This window comes from Erwinia magellanica (genome assembly GCF_039023495.1).
Lineage (GTDB): Bacteria > Pseudomonadota > Gammaproteobacteria > Enterobacterales > Enterobacteriaceae > Erwinia.
Window position 1 is genome coordinate 567791 of sequence record NZ_JBCHVC010000002.1, and the last position, 14069, is coordinate 581859.

Annotated in this window: 12 protein-coding genes; 6 read left to right on the top strand and 6 right to left on the bottom strand. The window is 55.6% G+C overall.

The genetic code is table 11. The annotated features are described in order from the left end of the window. The first annotated feature begins 271 nt into the window (after positions 1–271). The 3 genes from rhlE (at position 272) to AAH450_RS09995 (ending at position 4102) form a co-directional block, all read left to right on the top strand. Complete coding sequence (gene rhlE, locus AAH450_RS09985; RefSeq protein WP_342910072.1) at positions 272–1696, top strand: ATP-dependent RNA helicase RhlE; 1425 nt, start codon at positions 272–274, stop codon at positions 1694–1696. A 47-nt stretch (positions 1697–1743) separates the two neighbouring features. After that, positions 1744–2685, top strand: coding sequence for a tRNA dihydrouridine(16) synthase DusC (gene dusC / locus AAH450_RS09990; RefSeq protein WP_342910073.1), 942 nt, complete (start codon positions 1744–1746; stop codon positions 2683–2685). A 208-nt stretch (positions 2686–2893) separates the two neighbouring features. Continuing rightward, positions 2894–4102: an MFS transporter gene (locus AAH450_RS09995; RefSeq protein ID WP_342910074.1), complete on the top strand. Its 1209-nt coding sequence runs from the start codon at positions 2894–2896 to the stop codon at positions 4100–4102. A gap of 80 nt (positions 4103–4182) precedes the next feature. On the opposite strand, the gene ppk2 is transcribed toward AAH450_RS09995, so the two are convergent. From ppk2 to AAH450_RS10010, 3 genes are all read right to left on the bottom strand, one after another. Further along, on the bottom strand, positions 4183–5100 hold the full coding sequence (ppk2, locus tag AAH450_RS10000) for a polyphosphate kinase 2 (RefSeq protein ID WP_342910075.1): 918 nt from the start codon (positions 5098–5100) through the stop codon (positions 4183–4185). A gap of 12 nt (positions 5101–5112) precedes the next feature. Then, positions 5113–6723, bottom strand: coding sequence for an inorganic phosphate transporter (locus AAH450_RS10005; protein ID WP_342910076.1), 1611 nt, complete (start codon positions 6721–6723; stop codon positions 5113–5115). An 82-nt stretch (positions 6724–6805) separates the two neighbouring features. Continuing rightward, a complete protein-coding gene (locus AAH450_RS10010) occupies positions 6806–7003 on the bottom strand; it encodes a hypothetical protein (protein WP_342910077.1) in 198 nt (65 codons plus the stop codon). A gap of 181 nt (positions 7004–7184) precedes the next feature. On the opposite strand from AAH450_RS10010, the gene AAH450_RS10015 reads away from it, so the two are divergent. After that, entirely contained in the window at positions 7185–8192 is a 1008-nt protein-coding gene (locus tag AAH450_RS10015) for a DUF481 domain-containing protein (protein ID WP_342910078.1), read from the top strand. Positions 8193–8232: 40 nt separating this feature from the next. Here AAH450_RS10015 and AAH450_RS10020 read toward each other — a convergent pair whose 3' ends face one another. Together AAH450_RS10020 and AAH450_RS10025 are read right to left on the bottom strand one after the other, a co-directional pair. Beyond that, on the bottom strand, positions 8233–9549 hold the full coding sequence (locus tag AAH450_RS10020) for a L,D-transpeptidase family protein (RefSeq protein WP_342910079.1): 1317 nt from the start codon (positions 9547–9549) through the stop codon (positions 8233–8235). A gap of 214 nt (positions 9550–9763) precedes the next feature. Further along, positions 9764–11578 carry a glycoside hydrolase family 15 protein gene (locus tag AAH450_RS10025; RefSeq protein ID WP_342910080.1) on the bottom strand — a complete coding sequence of 605 codons (1815 nt, stop codon included), beginning with the start codon at positions 11576–11578 and terminating at the stop codon, positions 9764–9766. Positions 11579–11718: 140 nt separating this feature from the next. On the opposite strand from AAH450_RS10025, the gene AAH450_RS10030 reads away from it, so the two are divergent. Next, on the top strand, positions 11719–12495 hold the full coding sequence (locus AAH450_RS10030) for an SDR family oxidoreductase (protein ID WP_342910081.1): 777 nt from the start codon (positions 11719–11721) through the stop codon (positions 12493–12495). Between the two features lie 50 nt (positions 12496–12545). On the opposite strand, the gene AAH450_RS10035 is transcribed toward AAH450_RS10030, so the two are convergent. Beyond that, the gene (locus AAH450_RS10035; RefSeq protein WP_342910383.1) at positions 12546–13130 is read right to left on the bottom strand and encodes a DedA family protein; all 585 of its coding nucleotides are present in this window, start codon (positions 13128–13130) and stop codon (positions 12546–12548) included. 210 nt (positions 13131–13340) lie between these two features. Here AAH450_RS10035 and AAH450_RS10040 point away from each other — a divergent pair, with 210 nt between their 5' ends. Continuing rightward, a complete protein-coding gene (locus tag AAH450_RS10040) occupies positions 13341–13928 on the top strand; it encodes a Yip1 family protein (RefSeq protein WP_342910082.1) in 588 nt (195 codons plus the stop codon). The last annotated feature ends 141 nt before the right edge of the window (positions 13929–14069 follow it).

Below are 14069 nucleotides of genomic sequence, written 5' to 3' on the forward strand. Positions count from 1 at the left end.
CACGAAAGTGGCCTGTTCTTCAGGCAAACCCCTCTCTACGCCTCTCTTCTTAGTCCCTGGTTTAACCACTTTGATGCAGGCTGAGCAAACGCCTTTTTCCTTGCGAAAAAAGAAACGCTCTCTGTGCTGACATAACATCTGTTATAATCCGGCTCTTACGCACCGTGGTTTGTGCTCCCTTTCTACGTCAGGCGAAGCCTGGCGTCATATTCTCCCCCTGGAAACTACACCGTGTAATGCGGTCAGGGCGGATCCGGAGTCAGTCAATTTTATGTCATTTGATTCTCTCGGCCTGAATGCCGATATTTTGCGTGCTGTTGCAGAACAGGGTTATAACGAGCCTACGCCTATCCAGCGTCAGGCTATCCCGGTAGTCCTTGCAGGGCGCGACCTGATGGCCAGTGCCCAAACCGGCACCGGTAAAACAGCCGGCTTTACATTGCCGCTGTTACAGCTGCTGAGCAGCAGCACTCCACACCCTAAAGGTCGTCGCCCGGTTCGTGCGCTGATCTTAACCCCAACCCGTGAGCTGGCGGCTCAGGTAGGGGAAAATGTTCATGACTACAGCAAGTATCTGGACCTGCGTTCGCTGGTCGTGTTTGGCGGCGTCAGCATCAATCCGCAGATGATGAAACTGCGCGGCGGCGTGGATGTGCTGGTGGCAACGCCAGGCCGTCTGCTGGATCTGGAACATCAGAACGCGCTGGACCTCTCTCATGTTGAGATTCTGGTGCTGGACGAAGCTGACCGTATGCTGGATATGGGCTTTATTCACGATATCCGTCGCGTACTCGCCAAACTTCCTGCCAAACGTCAGAACCTGCTCTTCTCTGCCACCTTCTCTGATGAGATCAAAGGTCTGGCGGAAAAGCTGCTGCACAATCCGGAAGAAGTCTCTGTGGCGCGCCGTAACACCGCTTCCGAGCAGATTGAACAGCATGTGCACTTCGTTGATAAGAAACGTAAGCGCGAACTGCTCTCCTTCCTGATTGGCCGTGACAACTGGCAGCAGGTGCTGGTCTTTACCCGTACCAAGCATGGTGCAAACCACCTTGCTGAGCAGCTGAATAAAGACGGCATCACTGCCGCCGCTATTCACGGTAACAAGAGCCAGGGCGCCCGTACTCGTGCTCTGAGCGATTTCAAAGAGGGTAAAATCCGCGTGCTGGTGGCGACCGACATCGCTGCACGAGGAATTGATATCACTGAGCTGCCACACGTGGTGAACTACGAGCTGCCAAACGTGCCGGAAGATTACGTGCACCGTATTGGCCGTACTGGTCGCGCGGCAGCAACCGGTGAAGCGCTCTCTCTGGTTTGTGTGGATGAACACAAGCTGCTGCGCGATATCGAACGCGTGCTGAAGCGTGAAATCCCACGTATTGCTATTGAAGGCTATGAGCCGGATCCTTCCATTAAAGCGGAGCCGATTCAGAATGGTCGTCAGCAGCGTGGTGGTGCCGGCGGCGGCGGCGGTGCAGGCCGTGGGCGCGGCGCACCAGCGGGTAACCGCGGCGGCCCGAGTGCTAACCGTAGCAGCAACGGCGGCGAACGCAGCCAGTCTGCTGGCGGCGAGCGTAGCCAGGCTGCCGGACAACGCCGTCAGGGCGCCGGTTCCGGCACCGCGCGGACGGAAGGCAGCAGCAGCGGGGCACCTCGCAACAAAACCCGTCAGCGCCGTTCTAACCCGGCTTAATACCGTATCAGGGGGACCGCCAGGTCCCCGTTTTAACAGGCTGTCACATGCGCGTTTTACTGGCCCCGATGGAGGGCGTGCTGGACTCGCTGGTGCGCGAACTGCTCACCGACGTTAATGATTACGACCTCTGCATCACCGAATTTCTCCGGGTTGTTGATCAACTTCTTCCTGTAAAATCTTTTACCCGACTCTGTCCGGAACTTGATCATGCCAGCCGCACGCCGTCTGGTACGCTGGTTCGCATCCAGCTTTTGGGGCAGTACCCGGAATGGCTGGCTGAAAATGCGGCCCGCGCGGTTGAGTTGGGGTCCTGGGGCGTGGATTTAAACTGCGGCTGCCCGTCAAAAACGGTGAACGGCAGCGGCGGCGGGGCGACCTTATTAAAAGATCCGGAGCTGATTTATCGTGGCGCGAAAGCGATGCGGGAAGCGGTACCTTTGCATCTGCCGGTGACGGTCAAAGTCAGGCTGGGCTGGGAGTCCGGTAACAAGCAGTTTGAAATTGCCGACGCGGTGCAGCAGGCGGGCGCAACAGAGCTGACGGTTCACGGACGCACCAAAGAGGATGGCTACAGAGCCGAGCGCATTAACTGGGAGGCCATTGGCGAGATCCGCCAGCGGCTCACTATTCCGGTGATTGCCAATGGCGAAATCTGGGACTGGCAGAGCGCGCAGGCCTGCATGAAGACCACCGGATGTGATGCGATAATGATCGGGCGGGGCGCGCTGAACGTGCCTAATCTCAGCCGGGTCATTAAATACAATGAGCCGCGGATGGTATGGCCGGATGTAGTGCAACTGCTGAAAAAGTATGTACAGCTTGAAAAGCAGGGTGATACCGGCCTCTATCACGTAGCCCGCATAAAACAGTGGCTGGGTTATCTTCGTAAAGAGTATGACGAGGCCAGCGAGCTGTTCAGCCTGATCCGGGCGACAAAAACCTCCGATGAAATTGCCCGGCTCGTGACGCAGTATCCGGTAAGCTAAACCAGGATTTTCCCGCATGGGGCAAAATTTTACCCAGGCGGGCTGCCCCATGAGCATGAGAAATGGCAGCTTGCGCCGCTGCACTGCCCTTATCGCTTGAGTCAGAGTGCCGAAAAGAGCCGTCACATTTGTTGCCAATCTTCACAGGATATCTTAGCTTGCTAAGGGTATGATGTGCGTTACATCACACTCTTTTTCTGGCTCCGACATGTCTTCAACCCCGGCGTTATCCAGCGCTCAGCTTAACAAACGCATCATCTCTGTGGTGGTTTTCACCTTCTTCTGTTATCTCTCCATTGGACTGCCGCTGGCGGTTCTGCCGGGTTATGTGCATAACCAGCTTGGCTACAGCTCGTTTATGGCCGGGCTGATTATCAGCCTGCAATATTTTGCTACGCTGCTCAGTCGCCCGCAGTCGGGCCGTTACGCCGATCTGCTCGGCCCAAAAAGAGTGGTGCTGGTGGGGCTGGTACTGTGCGGAGCGAGCGGGCTGTTTACGCTGCTGGCGCTCTTCTGGCAGACCATGCCCTTAACCAGTTTGATTTTGCTGGCGGCTGGGCGGGTTGTTTTAGGGATAGGTGAAAGCCTGACCGCAACCGGCTCGATATTGTGGGGTATAAATATTGTCGGCACGGTACAGAGCGCCAGGGTGATCTCCTGGAATGGCGTGGCAACCTATCTGGCGATGGCGATAGGGGCACCGCTGGGCGTGATGCTTAACGCTGTTTTTGGCATTCCGGGCTTTGCCGTGCTGATTATGCTGATGGCGGTGTTTGGCTTCTGGCTGGCGACCAAACGCCCCGCCGTGAGGGTGGCCGTTGGGCAACGCATTCCCTTCAATAAGGTCTTTTCCCGCATCTGGGTCTACGGGCTGTGCCTGGGGTTGGGCACCGTGGGTTTCGGCAGCATCGCCACCTTTATTACCCTCTACTTTGCCAGTCATAACTGGAACGGCGCGGCTTTCTCACTGACCTTGTTCAGCCTGGGCTTTATCGTTATGAGGCTGCTGTTCAGCAGCTATATCGGGCGCTTTGGCGGCATCCGTGTATCGCTGCTCTCCTTCGCCATTGAGTCTGTGGGGCTGCTGCTGATCTGGCAGGGCACCTCTGCGCTGATGGTGGATGCGGGGGCGTTTCTGACCGGTTCCGGCTTTTCGCTGGTATTCCCGGCGCTGGGCGTCGAAGCCATTAAACAGGTGGCCCCGGAAAATCAGGGTTCTGCATTGGGGCTTTATTCCGCCTTCCTGGATTTTGGCCTGGGTATCACGGGACCCGTGGCGGGCTTGCTGATTGGTCACTGGGGCGTCAATTCTGTCTATCTGGGGGCAGCAGTAGTGGTGTTCTTTGCCTTTGCGCTGACCTTGAGGCTGCAACTGACGGAGCGGCGCAGAGAAGCAGAGAAAACGGGCGTGGCGTGAAGCGCATCTGAACCGGGCAGAGGGCTAAGCGGCCTCACAGACTGCCCTGTCAGAAAGCCGCTTATCCTCCACCCGCTTACTCAGTAGACTTCCGGCACAATCATATTTTCCGGTACCGGTGAACGACGATAATCTTCATTGCGCTCACGCGGGGGCAGGTCAATCTTCTTCTCCTCTGCATCTTCATAAGGTACCTGACGCAGCAGGTGGCTGATGCAGTTCAGGCGGGCTTTCTTTTTATCCACGCCCTGCACTACCCACCACGGCGCTTCGGCAATGTGGGTGCGCGCCAGCATAATCTCTTTTGCTTCGGTATAGTCTTCCCAAAGGCGGCGGCTCTCCAGATCCATGGGACTCAGCTTCCACTGCTTCAGCGGATCGTGGATGCGGCTCAGAAAGCGAAGCTCCTGCTCTTCATCGGTGATGGAGAACCAGTACTTCACGATTTGAATGCCGCTGCGCGTCAGCATTTTTTCAAACTCCGGCACGCTGCGGAAAAACTCCTCCACTTCCTCTTCGTTACAGAAACCCATCACGCGCTCCACGCCCGCGCGGTTATACCAGCTGCGATCAAACAGCACGATCTCGCCCGCAGCGGGCAGGTGAGCAATATAGCGCTGGAAATACCACTGCGTTCGTTCGCGATCGTTTGGCGCGGGCAGGGCGGCAACCCGGCAGGTTCTGGGGTTCAGGCGCTGAGTGATGCGTTTGATCACTCCCCCTTTACCCGCCGCATCGCGACCCTCAAAAATGATCACCATGCGGTGACCTGTACGGGTTACCCACTCCTGCAACTTGACCAGTTCACCCTGCAAACGCAGCAGTTCGCGGAAGTAATATTTACGCCAGGCCTTTTTATCCGGATCCGACGGCTGTTCTCCGCCAAAACGGCTGTCATCCAGCTCCATCTCCAGCTCTTCATCGTAGCTGTCGTAGCACTCCTGCAACAGGCGTTCGTAAAAGCGGTTTTCACTAAAGCCATTATCCTGAGTAGCCATATAAGAGTCCTGTTAAAAGTGGGTAAAGAGCCAGTAGAGCGAGGCGGAAAGAAGGATGGAAACCGGCAGAGTCAGTACCCACGCCATCAGCAGATTACGCAGCGTGGACATTTGCAGACCGGAACGGTTAGCCGCCATGCTGCCCGCCACGCCAGAAGAGAGCACATGGGTGGTTGAAACGGGCAGGCCAAAAGCATCCGCAGCCCCGATGGTGGCCATCGCCACCAGTTCCGCACTGGCTCCCTGCGCATAGGTGAGGTGCGTTTTACCGATTTTTTCGCCCACGGTGACCACGATACGTCGCCAGCCGACCATGGTGCCAAGCCCCAGTGCAATCGCCACCACAACTTTTACCCACCACGGGATAAAGCGGGTGGCGTTATCCAGCTCAACTTTCAGCGCGTCCAGCTCATGTTGCGTCTGGGCGGGAATGCTGGCCTGCTTATCGCTCTTCAGGTGCTTGATGGTTTCCGAGGCAAGATACATATCGTTTCGGGTGTTGGAGACGGCCTGAGCCGGGATTTTCTCTACCGTGCCGTACTGGCGGATCTGATTGCCAATGGCCCCGGTAAGCTTTGCCAGCGCAGGCATCACGTTGGGATTGAGCATGCCGGTGCGCACGTACTCCGTCAGGACTTTATAGGGCGAAGCAGGCGGCGTGACGCCAGGCGAGAGCGCCATCAGCTGCTGCTGAGTGACCGTGGCTAACGCAGCAACGCGCGGACTTTGCTCTGCCGGAATAGAGCGGTTCAGCGCATAGGCGATCGGCATCGTGCCCACCAGGATCAGCATGATCAACCCCATGCCTTTCTGACCATCGTTCGAGCCATGGGCAAAAGAGACGCCGGTACAGGTGAGAATTAACAGGCCACGGATCCATGTGGGCGGTTTTTTATTGCCTTTTGGCGCGCTGTAAAGCTCCGGTTTGTTGACCATGCGCTTCATTACCAGCAGCAGGATGGCTGCGCAGACAAAGCCGATAATGGGCGAAAACAGCAGCGCATAACCCACTTTCAGAGCCTGATCCCAGTCCACGCCACTGGTACCGGTGCGGCCATGGATCAGCGCATTTGCCACGCCGACGCCAATAATAGATCCGATCAGCGTATGGGAAGAGGAGGCGGGCAGGCCAAACCACCAGGTTCCCAGATTCCAGATGATGGCGGAGAAGAGCAGGGCGTACACCATCGCGAAGCCGCTGCCGGTTCCAGCCTGTAAAATAAGCTCTACTGGCAGCAGCGAGATAATGCCAAAGGCGACCACGCCGCTGGACATCAGCACGCCGAGGAAGTTAAAGAATCCTGACCACATCACTGCAATATTCGGCGTCATCGAGTGGGTATAGATCACGGTGGCTACCGCGTTAGCGGTGTCGTGAAAGCCATTTACAAATTCAAACCCCAGGGCTATCAGCAGCGCCAGGCCCAGCAACAGGAAGGGGACGTAGCTGGTAAAAGCCCCTCCCGCATCGCTGACATCGTTAAACAGGTTAACCCCGGCGAAAGCAATGCCAAGGATCACCAGAAGCAGAAAAAGCAGCACGGAAAAGCGGCTGTTCTTGCCATAAATTGGCGGGCGGACGGCATGGTTCTGGCTCTGCTGAAACGCGCTGTTATGGCTCATAAAATCTCCTGGAGTGACCGGGTGACAGAGGATGAACTGCCGGAGTGTGAGAAGGAGGTCTCAGAGAGGGTGTACGCAGGTTTTATGACAAAGAGATGAAGCTGAAACGGCGCTCAGGCTGGCGGTGGATCTGTTTTTTGCGGATACGTTTGCGGCAGGCGGAGAGCACCTCCAGCCAGATCGAGCAGAGTAACTGCATGCTCTCTACCCTGACGGTTATCACTCTGCTGGCGTTGCCCACCCCCATCATTGCGGTTTTTTCGGCATCAACGCGCATCATGGCTCTATTCTGCTGGTGCTGTGATTGACGCAGTTTACCGGCATAGCTGGCGGGCGCTGGAGCGGCGCGATAAAATGTAGCCAGCAGTCTGATTTATGAGATATTTCCCTCTGAAAGTCGCACCAGAATTCCACTAGTGTATAAAGGAGTGATCTTCGCATATGAGTAAAAGCGACCCGTTATGTTTGTCCCCAAACCGGTTCATCTGTTAGCAGGTTGCCTGCTGTTTCCCCCTCTGGTTCATGCCGATACCGTCTGGATGAAAAACGGCGACCGCCTCAGCGGCACTATACGCTCGTTGAGTAACGGCAAACTGGTGATGGACACCAGCTATGGCGGTACCGTTTCGCTTAACTGGAGCGCTGTGAGTACGCTCTCCAGCGATAAGCCGATTGATGTTTCTACCGACAGTAATAACAGTATTAAAGCGCAGCTTGAGGCTGCCGACGCTGGCTACGTTATCGTCCGGCGCGGTGACGATGAGCAACGGGTCAGGGCGGATAAACTGGAAGAGTTCATGAAGCCAAAAGAACAAACGGACGCCATCGACTGGACAGGCAACGTAGATGCGGGCATCAGCCTGAAAAAAGCCTCAACGCGCACCCATGATTACAACCTGGCGTACAACAATAAAATCAACGTGGGGAAATGGCGTAACGACTTCGGTGGCGCCTACAACCGTGAGGAAGAAGATGACAATATCAACACGGAAAATTACAGCCTGCGTTATGCGCTGGATTACATGTTCCGGGAACAATATTTCTGGCAGGGAAGGGCCACCTATAAACGCGACTGGGTGGAAGATATCTCCAGCCAGATAGTGATTGGCACCGGGCCAGGCTATCAGTTCTGGGATAACGAGTTAGGATCTTTTTCACTGGCGCTGCTGGGCGGGGGGTTGAGTTATCGCTACAGTGACGGCAGCACGGACAACCATGCAGGGGCATCTGTTCGCTGGGATTACCAGCGCAATCTTCGGGGTAAAGAGCTGACACTCTTTACGCATGGTGATGTGGGGCATTCACTGGATGATGACGCTATTTTTAGCATGGATGCCGAGGTAGGGTTGCGCTACCAGCTCACCAGCTGGACTTCACTGCATATCACTTACGAACATAACCTGATTAGCGGCACCAGAGACACGCTTAATGAGCGTAACTTCTCCACCGGACTTGGGGTGAAATGGTAAAAAAAACGGGCCATCAGGCCCGTTTTTATTGCAGCGTAGGTTAAGACTGCGTGTTCACTGCGGGAGCCGCAACCGGTGCGGAAACTTTAGCGGGCACCGGGGCGGGTTTGCTTTCATAAACCGGACCCGGCTGTTTTGGTACCACGAAGGTGTTGTTGTCAGGCGTTGCCGGTGCGACTGGCTCGGCGGCAGGAGCAGAGCCACCCGTTTCCGGGTTCATGGCAGGCGCTGAGGGGGTAGCGTTATCCTGAGGCGCTGCCTGATCCACTGGCGCGGCATTATCCTGAGGGGCCGCAGCGTCTGCTGGAGCCGCTGTTGAATTCGGCTCCATCACGTTTGCCCCCTGTGGCGTCACCGGAGTCATTGGCTGCTCTTTTGGCATTGCGTTGTCCATTTCCGGCACGGCAATGGGGGCAGACGGGACATTATCCGCAGCTCCGTTCACTTTGGTCGGCATGCCGGTACGCGCTTTCAGCGCATTTTCCAGCGCGGCCGTGTCTACGCTGGCATCGCTCACCACTTTATTAACAACAGGCGTAATGGTCAGCGGCACTGGCTCGCGTGAATTGAACTGTTCTTCGGTCTGAGAAAGCGGGTTGTGCACTTCCACCAGGCGGGAACCATCCGGCTCAACGGACGCTTTAATCGGCTGGTCGATAAACTGCACGCGGGTGCCGACCGGCACGTTGTCGAACAGCCATTTGATATCATCAGCACGCAGACGCACGCAGCCGTGGCTCACGCGCAGGCCGATGCCGAAGTTGGCGTTAGTGCCGTGAATAGCGTACAGGCGGCCAATGTAGAGTGCATAAAGGCCCATTGGATTATCCGGCCCGGCAGGGAAGATAGCCGGCAGAGGTGAGCCAGCTGCGACCGACTCTTCATGCATTTTTTTGGTTGGTGTCCAGGTCGGGCCATCTTTTTTACGCTGAACCGTGGTGGTCCAGTTGATGGGAGTGTCTTTACCCAGCTCACCTACGCCAATTGGCAGCACAACCACAGTTTTGCTGCCTTTCGGGTAGTAATAGAGGCGCATTTCGGCGCTGTTAATGACGATACCTTCACGCGGCGCGTCTGGCAAAATCAGCTGCTGTGGAATAATGAGTTTGGTGCCCGCTTTCGGCAGATAAACGTCAACGCCAGGGTTGGCTTCCATGATATTGCTCAGGCCCATCTGGTACTGCGCAGCAAACGCTTCCAGCGGCAGTTTACTGTCCTGAGGCACGGTGATTTCCAGGTTCTCACCCAACAGACGGCTGTTGGCCGCTGGCAGAGAGTACACGACGGCAAAGGCTGAGTGGCTGTATGCCGTAACGGCCAGGACTAAGGTGGCTAATGCGCGGATGCTTTTTTTCATATTCTTTAAAATGAAGCGCCTGTAAACAGTGGATAAATGTGCCTGTGCCGGTCTGGTTCAACCGGCTGCACATTATATGGTCATACAACCCAGGAATAAACCCAGATTTGTAACAGTTGAACTAACTTTACTTAAAAATGTCACGGAAACGGTTCCCGCCTGCGCGGGAAAGGAACAAAACCCTTGCCGAAAGGGTGCAGAAGCTCGTTTTGCGCTAAGGCTGCCATAAAGGATCTTCGCCACTGAGTTTACGATTAAGGAAAAAAGCGGCACTAATCAGCGCAAGATGACTCAATGCCTGTGGCGTATTGCCCAGGGCATAGCCCATTTTATCGAACTCTTCCGCGTACAGCCCCAACGGGTTGGCATAGCGCAGCAGTTTCTCAAATTCAAAATGCGCTTCATGCACCCGCCCCGCACGGGCCAGACACTCCACATACCAGAAGGAACAGGTGGTAAACGAGCCTTCATCGCCTTCCAGGCCATCCGCCGGCGTTTCTGACAGATTGTAGCGGCGTACCAGTCCATCGCTGACCAGCTTCTCTTTAATGGTGTCCAGCGTTGCCAGCCAGTCCGGGTCGGTAGCGCTTACAAAGCGCACCAGCGGCATCAGCAGCATAGAGGCATCCACAAATTCACCATGACGAACTGAAACAAAATGGCCGCGCTCTTCATTCCAGAAGTTCTTCCAGATATCTTCACGGATCTCATCCCTTGCCTCGCACCAGCGAGCGTAAGGGAAAGAGAGAGAGCGCTTCTCTCCAAGCCGGATCGCCCTGTCGAGCGCCACCCAGCACATCAGCCTGGAGTGGAGAAAATGTTGAGGTGCGCCGCGCATCTCCCAGATCCCGGCATCGGCCTGGTTCCAGTTTTCGCTGACGTAATCGATCATTTTACTGACATGCTTCCAGCCGCGGTGCGAAATGGCCTCGCCATATTTATTGGCCAGATAAACCGCGTCCATCAGCTCGCCATAGATATCCAGCTGGCATTGATGCCAGGCATCATTACCAATCCTGACCGGCGTGGAGTCGGCGTAGCCCGAAAGGTTCAGCAGCTCGCTTTCGTGCAGTTCAGTACCGCCATCGATGCGATACATTACCTGGAGTTTTTCCACATCGTTATGGCTGTTCTCCACACAACGTCCCACCCATTGCGTGAAGTGTTTAGCCTCATCAACGTAACCCAGACGCATCAGGGCATACATGCTGAAAGAGGCATCACGCAGCCAGGAGGCGCGGTAATCCCAGTTGCGTCCTCCCCCTAACTCTTCCGGCAGGCCGAACGTGGCCGCTGCGGCAATAGAGCCATGTTTCCAGGAGGTCAGCAGCTTTAACGTCAACGCGGAACGGTTCACCATCTCCTGCCAGCGCCCGCGATAGGTACTTTTGGCGCTCCAGTGGCGCCAGTAGTTCAGGGTCTCCTGGAAGCAGTGTTCTGTGCTTTTATCATCCAGATGGTCGTCATCGGCGCTGCCCAGGATAAAGATACGATATTCACCGGCCTTCAGGGTAAAGCGGGCTTCAGCGGCCGCTCCGTCCAGCGTAAAGTCTACCGGGCCACACAGACGTAGCGTAGGCTGCCCTTCGGCGCTGAACGCTACGCTGCCTTCTCCGGGATGGGCCTGGGTATTCGCTCTGGCATAGTCATGGACGGGCGAGCAGCGCAGGGCAAAAGTGGCTTCGCCATGCACCAACTTCACCCGCCGGATGATGCGCGGCTGGTCATCTTCTTTGTGGCATATCGGCATATAGTCGGTGATTTCCGCCACGCCCTCTTCAGCCAGCCAGCGCGTTTGCAAAATATTGGTATCTGGCAGGTAGAGCTGCTGGCGGCGGACATCCTGCCACTCAGGCGCGATGCTAAAGATGCCCGCCTCGTCACCATCCAGCAGGGCGGTGAACACAGAAGGGCTGTCCAGATTTGGCCAGCAAAAGTAGTCAAGGGCACCATCATTGGCGATCAGCGCGCAGGTCCGTAAATCTCCTATCACGCCGTGATCTTCTATTCTTCTTTTAATCTTACTCATGTTATTTCCCGGCATTCAGAGAAGGGCTTGAGAGGTAACTATAGTCATCATTTGTAGTGAGGCGGCGCGTCAGGCGTGAAGCGGCTGAGATTTCCTCTTCTATACTTGCGGTTGGCTATCACCACTGACAGGAGAAAACCATGAGCACAGCAGAGACTAAAGTGGCGGTTGTGACCGCCTCAGATTCAGGGATTGGTCAGGCCAGCGCCATCATGCTGGCTGAGCAGGGATTTGATATTGGTATCACCTGGCGTTCTGATGATAAAGGCGCGCAGGAAACGGCCCGGCAGGTTCGTGAACGGGGGCGCAGGGCGGAAATTGAACACCTTGACCTGGCCGATCCTGAAGAGGGAGGACGTTCTCTGGAGACGTTAATTGCGCGGTTAGGGCGCATTGACGTACTGGTTAACAATGCGGGTACCAATGTCAAAGCCGACTTTCTGGAAACAACGTTCGAAGCGTGGCGTAAAGTCTTTACGGTAGATGTGGATGGCGCTTTTGTCTGTGGGCAGATTGCCGCGCGGCATATGGTCACTCAGGGGGAGGGCGGCAGGATTATCAACATCACTTCGGTTCATGAGCATACGCCATTGCCCGGTTCAATTGCCTATACGGCAGCCAAACATGCGCTGGGCGGACTGACCAAAGCGATGGCGCTGAGCCTGATGCCCCATAAAATATTGGTTAATTCCGTTGCGCCGGGCGCTATCGCCACGCCGATGAATGAGATGAGCAACGAGGACGCCAGCCGCATCTCAATGCCTGAAATCCCGGCGGGGCGGCCCGGCGACACGCGGGAAATCGCCAGTATGGTTGCCTGGCTTTGCTCGCAGTGGTCCACTTACACCACCGGGCAGTCATTTATTATTGATGGCGGTTTTACGCTGGCTAACCCGCAATATTATATGCAGAGCTAGCTGGCCGGGCCGGAGACGGATGGAGCCGTCCCCGGCAACTCATCTGTTGGTTATGACTCATCCTCTGGTTCGCGCTCTGAGCGGCGTTTAAAATAGATCCTCACGCCCCAGACCAGCGCCAGAATCAGCACGACCCAAAAAATCTGCTTGAGATGGCGGTCTACCGCGTGCAGCCAGGGAGCAATAACCTGACCGCCAAGATAGCCCAACGAGACAAAAATCACCGCCCAGAGCACTGCGCCAATCACATTCAGTAGCATAAACTTTTGCGGCTTCAGCTTGCTGGCACCGATGATAATCGGGCCGACAATGCGCAGGCCATACATAAAGCGTACCCCCAGCACAAATAAGACCGGACGTTTACGGATTTTTTTATTGGCTTTGGCGATCTGTTTCTGATGCTTTTTGAATTTCTTTAAAATAGCTTCGCCGTAATGGCGGCCAATAAAGAACAGCGCGGTATCGCCAAGGATCCCTCCCGCCATAGCCACCAGCACTACCCAGCCATAGGTCAGCAACCCTTCATGAGCGGCAATTCCGCCCAACAGCGTGAACGTCTCCCCTTCGGCGATGCAGCCAATAAATAGCGCAAAATAACCGTACTGCGAAATCAGACTGTTTACGTCCATATGAATATTCTCTCCCCCGGTAGATGCGCAGAAAGCCCTAAGTCTAACCGTTATGGCTTAAACCGTGAGGAAAGATCGCCGAATAAGCGTTTATTTTTGCTATGAATTGAATTATTTAGCACAAAGGTGGGCTGCATGAAAAACAAACAATTCACAACCACTTATACTTGAGGTACCCCGCCCTGGCCGCGGCTTACCGAGTAGAGGAGTGAAGAGATGAACCATGTATGGGGACTTCTTGCGCATCCTGACCGCGAGATGCGTGACATCAAGCAAGAGAACGAGACCATTTCTCACCATTATACGCACCATGTGTTACTGATGGCGCTAATCCCGGTGCTCTGCGCCTTTATCGGAACCACGCAAATTGGCTGGGATCTGGGTGCTGAGCAAACTATCGCCCTGTCACTGATGAATGCCTTTGCGCTGGCCGTGCTGTTTTATGCCCTGATCCTCGGCGGCGTGGCCGTAATGGGCCGTGTGATCTACTGGATGGCGAGGGACTACCCTCAGCGTCCCAGCCTGCAACGCTGCACGGTGTTTGCCGGCTATGTGGCAACCCCGCTGTTTCTTAGCGGATTAGTGGCGCTCTATCCGCTGGTCTGGCTCTGCGTATTTGTGGGTACGCTGGCGCTGGTTTATACCGGATATCTGTTATATGTCGGCATTCCGCTGTTTCTGAATATCGACCGGGAAGAGAGCCTGCGCTTCTCTGGTTCCACCCTGGCGATTGGGGTACTGGTACTGGAAGTGCTGCTGGCGATGACGGTAGTGCTTTGGGGTTATGGTTACCGGCTATTTTAACGCGTTCAGCCGCCGGAATTCCGGCGGTTCCTCATTCATCATCAGAAACGAATCTCCACTAGGAAATTCTTCAACCTCCATCGTATGATGCGCTTGCCAGCCCCCGTGTGGCCTGCTTTGCGCGGTGGCGGCGTGTGGTTT